Annotated in this window: 16 protein-coding genes; 13 read left to right on the forward strand and 3 right to left on the reverse strand. The window is 46.4% G+C overall.

Annotated elements, in window-relative coordinates; translation table 11 throughout:
• The first annotated feature begins 20 nt into the window (after window positions 1-20).
• A complete protein-coding gene (locus V7M78_RS02670; RefSeq protein ID WP_333646172.1) occupies window positions 21-1,472 on the forward strand; it encodes a glycoside hydrolase family 1 protein in 1,452 nt (483 codons plus the stop codon).
• Between the two features lie 71 nt (window positions 1,473-1,543).
• Here the strand turns inward: V7M78_RS02670 and V7M78_RS02675 are convergent, their stop codons facing one another.
• Window positions 1,544-2,092 carry a beta-class carbonic anhydrase gene (locus V7M78_RS02675; RefSeq protein WP_333646174.1) on the reverse strand — a complete coding sequence of 183 codons (549 nt, stop codon included), beginning with the start codon at window positions 2,090-2,092 and terminating at the stop codon, window positions 1,544-1,546.
• 46 nt (window positions 2,093-2,138) lie between these two features.
• The gene (locus V7M78_RS02680; RefSeq protein ID WP_333646176.1) at window positions 2,139-2,831 is read right to left on the reverse strand and encodes an MBL fold metallo-hydrolase; all 693 of its coding nucleotides are present in this window, start codon (window positions 2,829-2,831) and stop codon (window positions 2,139-2,141) included.
• Window positions 2,832-3,122: 291 nt separating this feature from the next.
• Between V7M78_RS02680 and V7M78_RS02685 the strand changes: the two genes are divergently transcribed.
• Both V7M78_RS02685 and V7M78_RS02690 read left to right on the forward strand, forming a co-directional pair.
• A complete protein-coding gene (locus V7M78_RS02685; protein WP_333646178.1) occupies window positions 3,123-3,272 on the forward strand; it encodes a hypothetical protein in 150 nt (49 codons plus the stop codon).
• 29 nt (window positions 3,273-3,301) lie between these two features.
• Complete coding sequence (locus V7M78_RS02690; protein WP_333646180.1) at window positions 3,302-3,541, forward strand: hypothetical protein; 240 nt, start codon at window positions 3,302-3,304, stop codon at window positions 3,539-3,541.
• An 88-nt stretch (window positions 3,542-3,629) separates the two neighbouring features.
• On the opposite strand, the gene V7M78_RS02695 is transcribed toward V7M78_RS02690, so the two are convergent.
• Window positions 3,630-4,676 carry a metal ABC transporter substrate-binding protein gene (locus V7M78_RS02695; protein ID WP_333646182.1) on the reverse strand — a complete coding sequence of 349 codons (1,047 nt, stop codon included), beginning with the start codon at window positions 4,674-4,676 and terminating at the stop codon, window positions 3,630-3,632.
• Window positions 4,677-4,827: 151 nt separating this feature from the next.
• Here V7M78_RS02695 and V7M78_RS02700 point away from each other — a divergent pair, with 151 nt between their 5' ends.
• From V7M78_RS02700 to V7M78_RS02745, 10 genes are all read left to right on the forward strand, one after another.
• Window positions 4,828-5,505, forward strand: a complete 678-nt coding sequence (locus V7M78_RS02700; RefSeq protein ID WP_333646184.1) for a metal ABC transporter ATP-binding protein — start codon at window positions 4,828-4,830, stop codon at window positions 5,503-5,505.
• Entirely contained in the window at window positions 5,492-6,313 is an 822-nt protein-coding gene (locus tag V7M78_RS02705) for a metal ABC transporter permease (protein ID WP_333646186.1), read from the forward strand. Before V7M78_RS02700 ends, V7M78_RS02705 begins: the two co-directional genes overlap by 14 nt.
• Before the next feature lie 181 nt (window positions 6,314-6,494).
• Window positions 6,495-6,908, forward strand: coding sequence for a Fur family transcriptional regulator (locus V7M78_RS02710; protein WP_333646188.1), 414 nt, complete (start codon window positions 6,495-6,497; stop codon window positions 6,906-6,908).
• A gap of 43 nt (window positions 6,909-6,951) precedes the next feature.
• Window positions 6,952-7,917: a CobW family GTP-binding protein gene (locus V7M78_RS02715; protein ID WP_333646190.1), complete on the forward strand. Its 966-nt coding sequence runs from the start codon at window positions 6,952-6,954 to the stop codon at window positions 7,915-7,917.
• Entirely contained in the window at window positions 7,918-9,492 is a 1,575-nt protein-coding gene (locus tag V7M78_RS02720) for a permease (RefSeq protein WP_333646192.1), read from the forward strand.
• A gap of 1 nt (window position 9,493) precedes the next feature.
• A complete protein-coding gene (locus V7M78_RS02725) occupies window positions 9,494-10,357 on the forward strand; it encodes a TIGR03943 family putative permease subunit (RefSeq protein WP_333646194.1) in 864 nt (287 codons plus the stop codon).
• Between the two features lie 361 nt (window positions 10,358-10,718).
• On the forward strand, window positions 10,719-11,936 hold the full coding sequence (locus V7M78_RS02730) for an ROK family transcriptional regulator (RefSeq protein WP_333646196.1): 1,218 nt from the start codon (window positions 10,719-10,721) through the stop codon (window positions 11,934-11,936).
• Between the two features lie 67 nt (window positions 11,937-12,003).
• Window positions 12,004-13,572, forward strand: coding sequence for a sugar ABC transporter ATP-binding protein (locus tag V7M78_RS02735; protein ID WP_333646198.1), 1,569 nt, complete (start codon window positions 12,004-12,006; stop codon window positions 13,570-13,572).
• Window positions 13,569-14,819 carry a sugar ABC transporter permease gene (locus tag V7M78_RS02740; RefSeq protein WP_333646200.1) on the forward strand — a complete coding sequence of 417 codons (1,251 nt, stop codon included), beginning with the start codon at window positions 13,569-13,571 and terminating at the stop codon, window positions 14,817-14,819. Before V7M78_RS02735 ends, V7M78_RS02740 begins: the two co-directional genes overlap by 4 nt.
• 53 nt (window positions 14,820-14,872) lie before the next feature.
• Window positions 14,873-16,030, forward strand: a complete 1,158-nt coding sequence (locus tag V7M78_RS02745; RefSeq protein ID WP_333646202.1) for a substrate-binding domain-containing protein — start codon at window positions 14,873-14,875, stop codon at window positions 16,028-16,030.
• The last annotated feature ends 28 nt before the right edge of the window (window positions 16,031-16,058 follow it).

Below are 16,058 nucleotides of genomic sequence, written 5' to 3' on the forward strand. Positions count from 1 at the left end.
TAAATAAGGAGGTAGTCGGAATGAATCATCAAAGACAGAAGCAAATGCCGGAAGGCTTTTTATGGGGAGCTGCTACAAGTGCATATCAGGTGGAAGGGGCTGCCGAAGAAGATGGAAAAAAGCTGTCCCAGATGGATATATTAAACCGGGATACGGGTTTTTCTGATGCCAGCGTTGCCAGTGACCATTACCACCGGTACAAAGAAGACATTGCATTAATGAAGGAGTGCGGCTTTAATGGTTACCGTTTTTCCTTTTCCTGGTCCAGAATCTTCCCTGATGGTGTGGGAGAAGTGAATCCACAGGGGATTGCATTTTATGACAATTTGATTGATGAACTGCTGCGCAATGGCATTACTCCGGTCCCAACCATTTACCATTACGATATGCCTATGGCTCTGGTGGAAAAATACGATGGCTGGGTCAGTCGGCAGAGTGTGGAAGATTTTGCTGCTTACGGAGAATATTTGATTTTGAGATATGGAGACAGAATCAGGGACTGGCTGATTATAAATGAACAGAGCATTATTGTGGAATTCTGGAAAAAGAAAAATTATATCCCTTCCAAATACCATGACAATCCACAGATAAAGTTTCAAATCAATCACCACATGAATCTGGCACAGGCAAAGGTGAGCCAGATGGTCCATAAGTATGTAAAGAATGGACGGGCAGGGTCAGCAATCGGGTATTCCCCGGTCTATGGACTGGATTCTTCTCCGAAAAACATGTTGGCAATGCTAAATGCAGAGGACTTAAAAAACCATTTCTTCCTGGATATCTATTTCAGGGGAGATTATGCGGTGGGAGCTTTGAATTATCTCAAAGAGCAGCAGTTGGCACCGGTGATTGAGGACGGGGATATGGAAATCATAAGGGAAGGCTGTCTTGATTTTCTGGGAGTCAACTATTATGCCAGTAAGTGTGTAAAGTATCCGGACAGTGAGAAAAATCATCTGGTAGAAGCAAAAAGCAATTTGAAAGGGCAAAGGGGTGCTATGGGCGCTTATGAGGTGATGCCTGACTTTTATGAGTATATGAAAAACCCCAATGCAGATACCAATGACTGGGATTGGACCATTGATCCCGATGGTATGGAATACCTGCTGCGGGATATTTATGAGAGATACCGGATCCCCATGATTATTACGGAAAATGGCCTGGGCGCCAGAGACGAATTGGAAAGCGACGGAAGTATCCATGATGATTACCGCATTGATTACTGGCAGAAGCATTTAAGAGCCATACACCGTGCAGTTGAGTTAGGTGTAAAGGTGGAAGGCTTCCTCCCATGGTCGTTTGTGGACGTGCTCAGTACCAGCAATGGATACCAGAAGCGCTATGGGCTTGTCTATATCAATCGGAATGACGAGGACTTAAAAGACTTGAAACGAATGAAAAAAGACAGCTTTTACTGGTATCAAAAGGTCATTGAGAGCAATGGTGCCTATGCGCTGGAGCAGGATAATTGATAGAATAGGTTTTCGTTGATATTTTGTTTATCTATAAATGGCAGATTCCGGAAGAATCTGCCATTTGCATGTTAGAGATCATCAACCCTTTTTAATTCTCCCGTTACAGAATCTATGATCAGGCCATATATCTTTATTTCCTCCGGAATCAAAGGATGCTTACGGATCAAATCTACCGTCTTGTTAATAGAAACACTCAGATCTTTAAAGCCGGACAGCCACGAATCGAAATCAATTCCATAGTATTTTATCATATCAATGCTATTCTGCTTTATCCCTTGGTATTTCATTTTTTCTATGATTTTCTCACTATCCGTACACATGGCTCCGCAATCCGTATGACCGATTACCAGGATCTCCTGGATATTTAATTCGTAAATGCCGATCAGCAGGCTTCGAATAACACTTCCAAATGGGTGGGAAATAATCCCGCCTGCATTTTTGATAATTTGGGCATCACCGTTTTTTATCCCCAAGGCGCAGGGCAGCAGTTCTGTTAATCTGGTATCCATGCAGGTGATGATGGCAACTTTTTTACTTGGATATTTGCTGGTGATATATTTTTCGTATCCTTTATCTTCAACAAAGGCTTTGTTATATTGCAGTATTTCATCAATCATGATGATTCTTTCTCCTTTTATCAATGATCTTCTTACAGAGAGAAGGTTAAGGAATCAGGACACCTCCGTGATAGCAGATAATTTCTTTTGCTCCGTATGTTTTAATTTTTTGAAAGGAGGCTTTCGCTTCTTTTATATCCAATGCATACTGAGGATTTGCAACTACCATTTTCCCATGGTCAAGTACTGCTGCATCTCCTGTAATCAAGACTTCTTTCTCATTTACAAATATAGAAATGTGACCCGGCGTATGTCCCGGAGTTGCCACAATGGTGCAGCCACCGCACCAGTCAAACGTATCTCCGTCACATACTTCCAAATCCACCGGAACAGGACGAACACTTTTCAGAATATTACAAAACTCCAGGCCGAACTGCTTTTGTTCCTCCGGAAGCTGGTACTGCATTGCTTCTGCCTGTTCCAGCCGCAGAGACTTCAATTGGCCGGAAATATAGGGTGATTCTTTTTTGCCTGCAACAACCTGTACGCGGGGATATTCCTGTTTTAATTCCCATAATCCGCCCATATGGTCGTGATCCTGATGGGTTATTAAAACATGGGTTAAATCTGCACTGTTAAGGTTGTTTTCTTCCATGGCCTGTTTGATTGCAGGGAAAAATCCGGTATATCCGCAGTCAATCAGGATCATATTTTTATCATCCATTAATACAACCGGATGAATTGTCTCGGGGTTTTCTCCAAATGTGAATGTTATATTCAAAACAACGATTCGATTCATTTCTCAGACTCCTTATGGCGTTTTAACCTGACAGGGGTTTGGCGGCGGGTTAATATTAAAAAAGCAAACCACTGCTTTGGTATGTTGGTATTTTTGACATGTTTATTATACTGGAAATCACCGCTGTCTTGCAACCGGAAATACAATTCCTATAAATTCATTTGCCGCTTCATTTTTATCTTGCAGAAAATAGGGTTATTATTATATCTCAGGCTTTGCAGTTTCATTTCTGAATAATATTCTTTTGCCTGCAAATAATAACCGTATTAATATGAAGCGAGGAGAATGATTATGGCAAAGGATTCACAGCTTGACCCAAAACCAATCCGTAAGCAAAAAGCCAACGGCGGCCCTACCATGGCTGAAAGCGCATTAGACGGAGAAAGCCGGAATAATAAGAAACAGTCCGGCAGCCGCCACAAACCCGGTAACGATAAATAATAAACACTCCATGCAAAGGAGAAAATAAAATGAACCGTGATAAACTCATAGCCCAGGTAAAAGACGAGTATGCACGAATGGCCTCTTTTGAATCCCGGCAAAGCTTCGTGCAAAGCACAGCAGACATCTCACCGGAAGCCTATTACGAAAAACTGTTAAGCAATGCCATCAGTGAAATTAACAGGGGAACTTTCGACGATTTCAAATCCGGTGAGGAAGTGGTAAATGCTATTGCAAATGATAAAACCTGGCTTTCGGACTGGAAATAGCGGAACGCCTGTAAATAAAAACCGCAGCCCACGTTATAATGGACTGCGATTTTTATTATGCACATGTATGTTTATGATTTCTGCCTGCTTATGAATTTCCAGTGAGGCTGTCATAAATTTTAGACAGATTGCTTTCCATACGCTCCAGATATGTCATATCGTCCTGGGCACTTTCTATGGTATAGACGGTTTCCACTGCTGCACCGACTTCATTAGCCAGGGTTTGGGACACTGCAGGGCTTACCATTTCTTCTGCAAAAATAGTGGTTACGTTGTTTTCCCGGCAATATTCAACCAACTGGGCCAGCTGCTGGGCGGAAGGTTCTCCTTCTGCAAAAATATCTCTTACGCTGTTTTGCACCAGACCGAAATCCCGGCACAGGTATCCAAAAGCAGCGTGCCCGGTTACAAAGTTCTTTCTCTCTGCGGACTGGAACTTATCGCTATATTCGTTGTAAAGACTTTCCAGCTTGGCAATGTAATCATTGCTGTTCTGCTCGTAATACTCCTTGTTGTCCGGATCTGCCTGGACAAGAGCATCTTTGATATTCTCCACCTCAGTCTGGGCGCCTTTTAAGCTCAGCCACAAATGCGGATCATACTTTCCGTGAGAATGTCCGTCTTCGTCTTCTCCATCCTCTTCGTGATCTGCCTCTTCTTCATGATCCCCGTCTTCTTCATGGTCTTCTGAATCAGTTTCCCTTTCAATGACATCGGCTCCCTTGGAGGCTTCCACAACAATCAGCTCTGTGTTATTAACGGCAGAAATTGCATCTTCTACCCAGCCTTCCATTCCAAGTCCATTATAGACAAAAACCTTTGCATCGCTTATGCCTGCCAGATCCTGAGCCTTTGGTTCAAAATCGTGTGCTTCCGTTCCCGCAGGAATCACGGTTGAAATTTCAACTTTATCTTTGCCTACAGCCGCAACAAATTCCTTCATGGCATCAAAGGTGACAGTAACCTTTATCTTGCTTTCTTCCGCTGCACTTGTCTGTTCTGCACTGCTCTCCGCCGTACTGCTCTCTTCTGCTGCCGTTGTGGCTGCAGGGCTGCTCCCCTTATTATTACTGCAGGCTGAAAGGTTCGCTGCGGCAATCAGGCACAGCAGCATGGCTGCCCATTTTTTTAACATAATTATATCCCTCCTAAATTTCACTTGCAAATGGTTCTTATTTGCATTTATAATATATGATAACGACTCAGGATATATTTGTCAAGTGCAAATGAATCGCATTTGCAACAACAAAAGGGTTAATAATTCTCATTTAGAAAGGGCATTATTTATGATCAAAGCAGAAAATCTCTTTTTTTCTTATACTGGCTCTCCGCCTTATGTACTGGGAGGCATGGATCTGGAAATACGGGACGGGGAGTATGTTTCCGTTGTGGGGGAAAACGGCAGCGGCAAAAGTACGCTGATGCGGCTGATTTTGAAATTTATAAAACCTGCCTCCGGCAGCATTGTGACAGAGGCAAAGCGGATCGGATACGTTCCGCAGAAGAACGACTTTTCAAATTCAGGTTTTCCTATTACCGTATATGAGGTATTGGACTCATACCGCAGATTATTAAAAATCAAAAACAAGGATACCGTATGGGAAGCCCTTGAGCAGGTTGGAATGTCTGGTTTTTCAGGATCCCTCATGGGAAACCTTTCCGGAGGACAAAGCCAGAAAATACTCATTGCACGGGCGCTCATGGGAAGGCCGGAGCTTCTGGTTCTGGATGAGCCCTCAACCGGAGTGGACATCAGCAGCCAGAAGGAAATCTATGGCTTCTTAAAGAAAATAAACAAGGAAAAGGGAATGACCATTGTTTCCGTAGAACACAATCTGGATGCCGCCATTTCAAACTCAACCCTGATTTATCATTTGGTTGGCGGACAGGGACACCTCTGCTCCCCTCATAAGTATGCAGACGAATTCTTGAAAAACAGGAGGGAAAACGATGGAAATATTTAGCTACAGCTTCATGCAAAACGCGATTTTCGTTTCCGTGTTTATTTCGATTCTATGCCCCTGCATCGGAATCTTTCTGGTGCTCCGGCGCTATTCCATGATCGGGGACACGTTATCCCATGCATCCCTGGCAGGCGTTACAATTGGTCTGCTGACCGGACAAAATCCCATACTGGGCGCGTTTATCTTTACCTCCATATGCGGCGCATTAATCGAATTTCTGCGCAGCTATTTTAAAAAACACACGGATTTGATTCTCTCCATTGTGCTTTCTTTAAGCGTGGGAACAGCCATTACCATCATAAGCTCCGGAAAGCTTCATGCAAATGCAGATTCCTTTATGTTCGGAAGCATTCTGACCGTAACCCGGCTGGATATGATCATGATTCTGATTCTCAGTGCCGTTTCCGTCCTGACTCTGATTCTTTTGTACCATCAGATGATTTATATTGCATATGACGAGGAGGCAGCCAAGGTAGCGGGCGTAAGAGTCCGGCTGATCAACTATGTTTTTTCTATCCTTGTAGCTTCCGCCATTTCCGTATCCATCAGAATCGTAGGCGTACTGGTGCTCAGTTCCATGATTTCCCTTCCTGTCGCCACAGCCCTGCAGCTTGAGAAGGGGTTTAAGACGACCTTGATATTCTCAATTATTTTCAGTGTGGTTGACATTATGCTGGGGCTGTTTATTTCCTATTATCTCAATGTGGCTCCCGGCGGATTTACCGCCCTGATTTCTGTTTTCGTCCTGGTGTCGGTTCTGCTTGGAAAGAAGGTGCACTCTTCTATCCGTGCCGCCCGCAATAAATGATGGGGTTTCAAAAAACTTGACTTCATGGGATCGGCCTTTTATAATGAACCTAAATGCGAATAAAACGCATTTGCGCATCATATATACGAAACTGAGAGCGCACTGCCGTTATATTCCGTAAACTTACACGAATCCACAAGAGGCCGCAAGGCTCTTGCAAAAATCAAATGAGGTGAATACAGTGAATGAGATACAAAACACCTGGCCTGCGGGAATAAAGAGAACGCGGCAGCGCGAAAGCGTACTCTCCGTACTTGAAAATTCCGAGAAGCCCTTAACCGTCGCTGATATATGCTCCAAAATGGAAAAAGGCGGGGATGGGACCTGGATGTCCACAGTCTACCGGATTCTCGGCATTTTTGAAAAAAAGGGGTTGGTGATTAAAACCAATATGATGAATAATGAAATGGCAATGTATGAGCTGAACCGTTTCCAGCACAAACATTATGCTGTCTGTACCAGCTGCCATAAGATTATCTCAATGGATAACTGTCCTATGGAGAAATTTATCCCAAAGTTTGAAGACGAGGGCTTCTACGTCACGGGCCATAACCTGGAGGTATTCGGGTTCTGCAAGGATTGCAGGCCCATGTGATCATTGGCGGCCTGAGCCAGTATTTATTTTTAGGAGGAATCGCATGTCAACAGAAATATTTGTAATATCGGGCTTTCTGGGAGCGGGAAAAACCACTCTCATCCAAAAGCTTCTGAAAGAAGCATTTCACAACGAGAAGATCGTGCTCATTGAAAATGATTTCGGTGATATCAGCGTCGATGCCGCCCTGCTGAAATCAGGCGGTATTGAAGTGAGAGAAATGAATTCCGGCTGTATTTGCTGCAGCCTTTCAGGTGATTTTATCAAAGCCCTTAAGGAGCTTTTAAACCGCTTTCAGCCCGACAAAATCATCATCGAACCTTCCGGTGTGGGCAAACTGTCGGACATTATGAAGGCCTGCTCAGACCCGCGCATCCTGCCCCTTGCTGAAGTTAAGGCTAAAATCACAATTGCAGATGTAAAGCGCTGCAAAATGTACCTTGATAACTTTGGTGAGTTTTTCGAGGATCAGATTAAAAACGCTGATACTGTCCTGCTCAGCCGCACGGAAGAATTCCCTGACAAAATAAATGCTGCCCGGGAAATTATCAAAGAGTTAAATCCCCATGCAGCCATCTTCTCAAAGCCCTGGGATCAGATCAATGGGGCCCAAATACTCCAGGGAAATCATGTACATACAAATGGCTGTACATGCGGGTGCCACGGAGCCCACGGCCATTTAAACCACCAACACAGCCATGACCACAATTGCTCCTGCGGCCATAATCATGCTGCGGAAGATATTTTTGATACGGTGACCATCAGGACAAATCAGGTATTCAGTATGGAAGATTTAAAGGCACGGGTTTCCACTATGGAAAAAGACTCCAAAGGAACAATTCTCCGTGCAAAGGGCATTGTCCGGGGCTCCGGCGGATATATCAATTTACAGTATCTGCCCGGAGATATTAAGATGACAGAGTGTGCCGCCAAAGGCGATATGCTGTGCATTATCGGCCGGGATTTAAACAGGCAGGAGCTGTGTACTCTGTTTGGCGGGGAACAATAGATGGAGATACCAGTTTATGCCTTAACCGGATTTCTCGATGCCGGAAAAACCACATTCCTCAATACCCTGCTGAACCGGCAGGACTGGAAGGATGTTAATATTCTCGTTATACAGTTTGAAAGCGGTGAAGAAGATTTCCGGAGCCAGCACCATAACTGTTACAGTATTTCTTTTCCCAAAAAGACTTTGGATCAGCAGCCCATGGAGGTGGTGGATCAAATTCAGGAACTCCTTCAAACCTATGATTTTGATGAAATCTGGATGGAGTGGAACGGTGTGGTTCCATTTTCCACTCTTCAGGCCATGCTGTTACAGGAACCCCTTCGCAGCTTATGCAAACTTCAGAAAGTCATACATATGGCGGATGGAGCAGGAATCGAAGGGCTGCTGGGCAGGACGGGAGGCGCTTTGCCTGAGCAGATCGCAGGCAGTGATTTTGCCCTGGTCCGCAATGTTCATACCCGGGCTGACCGAAAACGAATCGACCGCCTGCTGAACGGAATCAATCCGGGCATTGAAATATATGAAACAGACGATTATGAAGACTTATACAGACCGCTTTTCAGAAAACGGGAGCGGCCTGTTAACCTTTTCTTCCTGATCATTGTTCTGCTGACAGTCCTTCATTTTGTCACACGGCCTGTTTTTGAGGCATACCGGATTCCTGCTAATATGATTATCAACGTATTTTTAGGGATTATCCTGCAGGCTGTTCCATTCCTGCTGATCGGCGTGCTCTTATCATCTGCCATTCAGATTTTTGTGCCTCAGAGCTTTATTGAACGCAGATTTCCCAAATCCCTGGGGGCAGGCATGCTGGTGGCTGTTCTGGGAGGTTTTTGCCTTCCGGTCTGCGACTGTGCTTCTATTCCGATTTTCAGGAGTCTGGTTAAAAAAGGAATTCCCCTGCCCGTGGCAATTACCTTTATGGCAGCTACACCGGTGATCAATCCTGTGGTTATTTTATCCACTTATTATGCTTTCAGCGGCAATATGGCCATTGTGCTTGGACGGGTTGGCCTGGGAATTGCAGCCGCAGTTATCATTGGGCTGTTCTTTGCCGCCTGGCCGCCCAAAGGAAACGCATTATCAGGGGGCGCACTGGACCGGCTGATGTGCAGCTGCGGCTGTTACGAGGATGTGGAGTCAATTACCACTTTGTCCGGAAAGCTGGGCCTGTTTATCCGCCATTCCCAAGCAGAATTTTTCAGCGTGGGGAAATATCTGGTAATCGGAACCTTTATCGCTTCTGTTTCCCAGGTTTTGGGAACCGGAATATTTACCTCCGCCCAAAAGGGGGCCGGACTGGCCGTTTCCATTATTATTATGATGACCATGGCATTTGTTCTTTCCCTGTGCTCCTCATCCGATGCCGTAATTGCCCGCAGCTTTGCCAATCAGTTTCCAATGGGGGCGATTATGGGCTTTCTCGTATTTGGACCGATGATGGACATTAAAAATGTGATGATGCTCTCTTCAGGTTTTTCTAAAAGCTTTATTGTGAAATTATTGTTTACGGCATTTATCGTATGCTTTGCCGTGGTCTTTTTATTTACCGGTTTAGGAGGGATATAACATGCGGGCTAGAGCGTTTAATCCTCAGATTTTTCTGGAACTTCTTTGTTATTGCCTCTTTGGGAGATTGATGCTGTATCTGGTGAACAGCGGGAAATATCTTTCCTATGTTACACCGCGAATGAAACCGTATCTATATTTTACAGCAGCCGTCATGCTGATATGGGTTTGCGTTAGCCTTTTCAGGCTGTTCCGCCCCCAGCATATCGTGCGGTCCTCCCATTGCTTTGTACTGGCCCTCCCTGTTTTGCTGCTTTTGCTCCCCCACAGCTCTTTGAATACCTCGGATTTTTCCAGCAATTATATTGGCGGGAATACATTCTCGGGAAAAAATGATTCGGCAGGTGCCGCTGATCCCTCAGGTGTCCAAAACGCTGCTCCTCCCACAGATACAGAGCCGTCAGCTTCTATTGATAGTACTGTTCCTGATACTCAAGCTGATGTGACGGATCAGGGCGCTTTAACCTATCTGCCCGGCCTGGATACAGCGAATAAAAAAATCACTGTTTCCGATGACTCTTTTGGCATGTGGCTTTCTGAAATATATCTGAATATGGAGAAATATGAAGGGTATACGATTACCATGACAGGGTTTATTTTTAAAGACCCGGAACTGCTGGATGAGGATGAGTTTGTACCCGCCCGCCTGATGATGTCCTGCTGTGTCGCAGATTTAGCGCCTACCGGGTTGATATGCAAGTATGATAAGGTTTCCGAGCTGGAAAATGACTCATGGGTAACGGTTGAAGGAACTTTATTTATTGCAGAATACGAATATGAAGGACAGAAATATAATGATCCTCAGATTCAGGCAGTAAAGATTACTCCTGCCCAGGAGGTAGAGGGATATGTCTATTCCTATTAGAATAAGAGTTGTAACTTTCCTCTGATTTCATAATCATCATTTCATGTTACCGCTCATATAAGCGGTTATGCACAGTAACACCAGACTTGGTTCTGGTGTTATTTTTTTGCAAATGAGCAGTATTTCCTTTCCATGGGGCATTTAAGGTGCATTTGACCTATATGTTATATTTAAGCATCACTTTAACGTGATATATATGACATATTAACAAAGTAATAGTAAGCGCCTTTATTATAATATACAAATATACCTTAATTTTACATAAATAATTGACTAGTTTGCACTTATAGGTTAATATATAAACAGAGTTAATGAATTAACACTGGAATGATTGTTTTAAAGCAGAGGAAGAGGACGGTCAATGAACATGCGAGACACAATAGGCAGTAACAACAGCGATTTGACTGAGATGAACCGCTCAGCCGTTGTAAAGATATTACAACAGCGAGAGGTCTGTTCCCGGGCGGATATTGCCAAACAAATGGGCCTTACCCAGGCTTCCATTACAAAAATAGTGGCGGCTCTGATGGAAATGGGAATCGTGTCCGAGGTGGGCAGCATAAAGGGCAGCGGAAACCGCCGCTCAATCGGGTTGAAGCTCAATGCCGACAGGCACCAGATCATTGGGGTGAAATTTTCAAGACATATGTTTTCGGTGGGTGTGTTCGATATTTCGGGAAAAATATACACCCATTCAGAAATAGAATATTCCATTGAACAAGACCAGAAATCAGTGCTCTCTGCCATGAAAAAGCAGATACACCATATGCTGGAAAAATATAAAAATGTAGTGGCTATTGGCCTTGCCTTACCTGGGCCGTTTCTGCAGGATGAAGGGCGCATTGCGGTGGTAACCCAAATGCCCACCTGGCACAACATCAACTTTATTGAGGAATTCAAATACGAGTTTAACAAACCATTTTTCTTCGTACATGATGCCAACGCCGGAGCTCTGGCGGAATGGTGGTTCGGGGACCATGCCCGGCCCCTGCACACACTGGCTTATTTCCTGGTAGGGGAAGGCGTGGGGTCCGGTATTATCGAGCGGGGCAACCTGCTGCTGGGCGTACAGGGCGCTGCAAGTGAAATCGGACATATCAGCGTGGATGTGAAGGGCCCCCGCTGCGAATGCGGCAACTATGGCTGTCTGGAACTGTACTGTTCGGCTCCTGCCATGGTGAAGATGGCCCAGCAGCGCGTGCCGGAGTGCCTTTCCAAAAGCCATCAGCAAAGCATGGAGGTCTGCAATGCCATTTTTAAAGCTGCCCGTAAAGGCAATGCCAAGGCACTGGAGGTGGTGCAGGAAGTGGCGGAATACATTGGCTACGGCTGTGTTACCCTGATCAATTCCTATAATCCCGATATTATTGTCATCGGCGACATTGTATCCCAGGGAGGGGATTTGCTGCTTCCTACCATTCAGGAGGTGGTCAAACAGCGGGTTATCTCTGAACTGAACTCCAGGGTGCAGATTAAAATATCCAGCTTAAAGGTGGATCCCACTCTGTATGGTGCCGCAGCCATAGCCACGGATAAGGTGCTGCAGATGCCCAGTGCATTTTTAGCAATAAAGGGGTAGGAAAAGAGAAGGAACATATATAGTACAATATTTGCCTGCCAAAAGCAGGCATAAAGGGAGGTAAGTTATGGAACAGCCTTTAATCCTTCAAATGCAGTGCATTACCAAGGTATTTCCGGGAGTGCGGGCGCTGGATGACGTAACTCTGGAGGTGCACCAGGGCGACATTCACGCAATTTGCGGTGAAAACGGGGCCGGAAAATCAACCTTGATGAAGGTTTTGTCCGGTGTTTACCCTCACGGTACCTATGAAGGCCGGATTATTTACAGGGACAGTGAAATGGCCTTTAAAAACATCAAGGAATCGGAAAATGCCGGCATCGTAATCATTCACCAGGAACTGACCATGATTCCGGAGCTGTCCATCACCGAAAACATCTTTATGGGAAACGAGGTGGTAAAACACGGTCTGATCGACTGGGACACTGCACGGCACCGCACAGTGGATTTGCTTGCACGGGTGGGGCTGACGGTCAATCCCGATACCCTGATCAAGCATCTGGGTGTAGGCCAGCAGCAATTGGTGGAAATCGCCAAGGCCCTGTCCAAAAATGTTAAGCTGCTGATTCTCGACGAGCCCACTTCTGCGCTTAACGAGGACGACTCTGCAAACCTGCTGGATCTCATGCGGGACTTAAAGAAACGGGACATCACGTGTATTATGATTTCCCACAAGCTCAACGAGATTGCAGCAGTATCTGACGCTGTCACCGTAATCCGTGACGGCCGCACCGTCGACACCTATGCCGTGGAAGCAGGGCGGGTGGACGAAAACCGTATCATTCGCTCCATGGTGGGACGCTCCATCGAAAACCGGTATCCCGACCACGAATCCAACCCGGGAGATGTGATTTTCGAGGTGTCGGACTGGCGGGTTGAGGACCCCCATATTTCAGGGCGGCTGGTGTGCAAGAACTCCAGCTTCTATGCAAGGGCCGGTGAAATCGTGGGCTTTGCAGGTCTTATGGGTGCGGGAAGAACAGAGCTCATGCGGTCCATCTTCGGACGCAACTATGGTATTCATCTTGGGGGAACCATTAAAGTCAGAGGAAAACAGGTTCGCATCACCTCTGTTGCCTCCGCCATTAAACACGGCATTGCCTATGTGCCTGAAGACAGGAAAACCCTGGGGCTTAATCTGATCGACTCTATCCGCATGACCATTGTGTCGGCAAACTTAAAGGCAATTAAGCGGGGAGGCCTGCTGGACCCGGATAAGGAGTTCCAGGCTGCCGAAAAGTACCGCCAGTCCTTAAGAATCAAGGCCCCCAGCGTCGGCATCGGCGTGAACACCCTGTCGGGAGGAAACCAGCAAAAGGTTGTTCTGGGCAAGTGGATGTTTACGGAGCCGGACGTTCTGATTCTCGACGAGCCTACCCGCGGTATTGACGTGGGCGCCAAGTATGAGATTTACCGCCTGATCCATGAGCTTGCGGATCAGGGAAAAGCGGTGATTATGGTTTCTTCCGAGCTTCCGGAGCTGCTGGGTATGGCAGACAGGATATACACCATTTTCGAGGGAAGCATAACAGGTGAGGTGGAGCGCAGCGAGGCCGATCAGGTAAGGCTCATGAGAATGATGACAGATACATCTGCGTCAGAATCTGAATCAGGAAAGGACGGAAATGCATCATGAAATATATCAAACAAGTATTAGGCGGTGAACTTCGTCAGTATACCATGGTGATCGCCCTGGCGGCGCTTATCATCATCTTCAATATCACTTCAGGAGGAAGAATGGTTACTTCCTCTAACTTCCAGAACCTGCTGTCCGGAAATGCCTATGTATTGGTGCTGGCTATCGGAATGCTGATGGTTATTGTCATCGGACAGATTGATTTATCCGTTGGTTCTGTAGCAGGCTTCTCCGGAATGGTTATGGCTTTAGTAGCCAGAGATTTAAACTTTCCGTGGTGGCTCGCAGTTCTTGTCAGCCTTGCAATCGGCGTTGCAGCCGGAGCATGGCAGGGATTCTGGCTGTCTAAGCTGGGTATCCCGGGCTTTATCACCACATTGGGCGGCATGATGATCTTCCGCGGAGGCGTTATCTGGATATCAAAATCCATTTCAGTGCCTGCTCCCCCCGAGCTTAAATGGTTCGGCGCCGGATATCTTCCGGAATGGGGCCCTGCATTTACCGGAATGAACAATTCCACGCTGCTGCTGGGAATCGTCGCAATCGCTGCTCTCGCCTACATACAGCTTCGGCGGCACACCCGTTCCGCTAATCTCACCGGAACAAAAGAGCCCTTTTGGCCTGTTGCGGTAAGGATCACTCTGGTCGGAGTTATTATTGGCTATTTTACATGGCTGTTCGGCACCGGACGCCCCGGAACATCATTTCCTGTTCCAGGTCTGATTCTGGTCATTTTAGTCATCATATACCACACCATCACCCAGCGCACTCAGTTCGGCCGCCACATCTACGCAGTGGGAGGCAACAAGAGCGCAGCCGCTCTCTCAGGTGTCAATGTTCAGAGAACCTATTTTCTCACCATGCTGAACATGTCATTCCTCGCAGCTTTGGCCGGAATCATGTTCGTGGGACGTTCCACCGCAGCCGGCCCTTCTGACGGCACCGGCTGGGAGCTGGATGCCATTGCATCGGTATTTATCGGCGGTGCAGCCGTTTCAGGCGGTATCGGTACGGTTCTCAACACCATGGTAGGCGGTATGGTTATGGCTGTTCTCAACTCCGGGCTTATGCTCATGGGAGTTGGAGCCGACCGCACCCAGGTTATTAAAGGCTTTGTATTATTGGCCGCTGTTGCTTTCGATGTTTACAATAAAGCACATGGCCGCCGTTCCATCATAGGAACGCTGTTTCCTGAAAAGGAAAACAAATCCAAGGAAGGTAAGCCGACCGGCAGTGATTCGCAATAAACTGCATGGTTGGGCCTTATATAGTCGAATGACTTTAAAAAGGAGGTTAATTTATGAAAATGAAGAAACGATTATCTCTGCTTATGGCGGCAACATTGGTTGCGACAGCAGCGATGACGGGCTGCGGCGGCGGACGCCAGGCAGCACCGGAGACCACAACAGCAGCGGCTGCACAGGAGACAAAGGCTGAGGAGACAAAAGCCGAAGAAACAAAAGCAGCAGAAGCAGCTACTGGCTTTGAGGCCGGTGCAACCATCGGTGTTTCCCTTCCATGGCTGGGTACCCAGAACTGGAAAGAAGCTGACGAAATGTTCAAAACCCAGTTGGAAGCCGCAGGCTTTAAGGCAATCGTTCAGGCTGCTGACAACAAGGTTCCTCAGCAGCAGCAGCAGATTGAGTCCATGATTCAAAATGGAGCTAAAGTTATTGTTGTTGGTCCTGTTGACGGTTCACAGCTTGGATCAGTTTTAGAAGAAGCTGCAGCTGCCGGCATTACCGTTATCGGATATGACCGTCTCCTTGAGAACACCACCGGTGTAGAAGGCGTGGTACAGTTCGGAAGCATCAAGACCGGTGAATTACAGGGACAGGCGCTTCTTGACGGATTAGCAAAAGAAAAAGGCGAAGGCCCTTACAATATCGAGTTATTCGGCGGCGGCCCTGCTGACCCCAACGCTCCTAACTTCTTCAAAGGCGCTATGTCAGTGCTTCAGCCAAAGATTGATGACGGCACACTTGTAGTCGTATCAGGCCAGACTGATTTCACACAGTGCGCAACCCTTGACTGGGATAACTCCAAGGCACAGGCCCGTATGGATTCCCTGCTCTCCGGTTTCTACGCAGACAAAGAAATTCATGGTGTTCTGTCTCCTAACGACGGAATTGCCCGTGCTATTATCACTGCATCTGAGCAGGCCGGCCAGAAGATTCCTGTTGTTTCAGGTCTTGATGCTGAAAACGAGTCTGTTGAATGGGTTTGGTCCGGCAGACAGTATTCAACTGTAGCAAAACCAACCGATGTTCTTGTAGGCAAAACAGTAGAGATCATCAAGTCTCTTCAGGAAGGCAAGGGTATGCCTGCTCCTGATACCAATGTAAACAACGGCAAGAAGGATGTTGGCGTTTATGAGCTTCCTCCGCTTGTAGTTACAAAAGACAATGCCAAAGAAGCGTTTGCAAACGATCCTGGCCGTCTTGAGCTTTTAAAGTAATCAATTAATGAAACATTTATAAAGAAAC

This window comes from Lacrimispora sp., from assembly GCF_036758025.1.
GTDB lineage: Bacteria > Bacillota > Clostridia > Lachnospirales > Lachnospiraceae > Lacrimispora.

What these genes read in the sequence shown, in the direction of transcription:
- V7M78_RS02670 (WP_333646172.1), top strand. Translation starts at nt 21, where the DNA reads ATGAATCATCAAAGACAGAAGCAAATGCCGGAAGGCTTTTTATGGGGA.
- V7M78_RS02675 (WP_333646174.1), bottom strand. Translation starts at nt 2,092, where the DNA reads ATGATTGATGAAATACTGCAATATAACAAAGCCTTTGTTGAAGATAAA.
- V7M78_RS02680 (WP_333646176.1), bottom strand. Translation starts at nt 2,831, where the DNA reads ATGAATCGAATCGTTGTTTTGAATATAACATTCACATTTGGAGAAAAC.
- V7M78_RS02685 (WP_333646178.1), top strand. Translation starts at nt 3,123, where the DNA reads ATGGCAAAGGATTCACAGCTTGACCCAAAACCAATCCGTAAGCAAAAA.
- V7M78_RS02690 (WP_333646180.1), top strand. Translation starts at nt 3,302, where the DNA reads ATGAACCGTGATAAACTCATAGCCCAGGTAAAAGACGAGTATGCACGA.
- V7M78_RS02695 (WP_333646182.1), bottom strand. Translation starts at nt 4,676, where the DNA reads ATGTTAAAAAAATGGGCAGCCATGCTGCTGTGCCTGATTGCCGCAGCG.
- V7M78_RS02700 (WP_333646184.1), top strand. Translation starts at nt 4,828, where the DNA reads ATGATCAAAGCAGAAAATCTCTTTTTTTCTTATACTGGCTCTCCGCCT.
- V7M78_RS02705 (WP_333646186.1), top strand. Translation starts at nt 5,492, where the DNA reads ATGGAAATATTTAGCTACAGCTTCATGCAAAACGCGATTTTCGTTTCC.
- V7M78_RS02715 (WP_333646190.1), top strand. Translation starts at nt 6,952, where the DNA reads ATGTCAACAGAAATATTTGTAATATCGGGCTTTCTGGGAGCGGGAAAA.
- V7M78_RS02720 (WP_333646192.1), top strand. Translation starts at nt 7,918, where the DNA reads ATGGAGATACCAGTTTATGCCTTAACCGGATTTCTCGATGCCGGAAAA.
- V7M78_RS02725 (WP_333646194.1), top strand. Translation starts at nt 9,494, where the DNA reads ATGCGGGCTAGAGCGTTTAATCCTCAGATTTTTCTGGAACTTCTTTGT.
- V7M78_RS02730 (WP_333646196.1), top strand. Translation starts at nt 10,719, where the DNA reads ATGAACATGCGAGACACAATAGGCAGTAACAACAGCGATTTGACTGAG.
- V7M78_RS02735 (WP_333646198.1), top strand. Translation starts at nt 12,004, where the DNA reads ATGGAACAGCCTTTAATCCTTCAAATGCAGTGCATTACCAAGGTATTT.
- V7M78_RS02740 (WP_333646200.1), top strand. Translation starts at nt 13,569, where the DNA reads ATGAAATATATCAAACAAGTATTAGGCGGTGAACTTCGTCAGTATACC.
- V7M78_RS02745 (WP_333646202.1), top strand. Translation starts at nt 14,873, where the DNA reads ATGAAAATGAAGAAACGATTATCTCTGCTTATGGCGGCAACATTGGTT.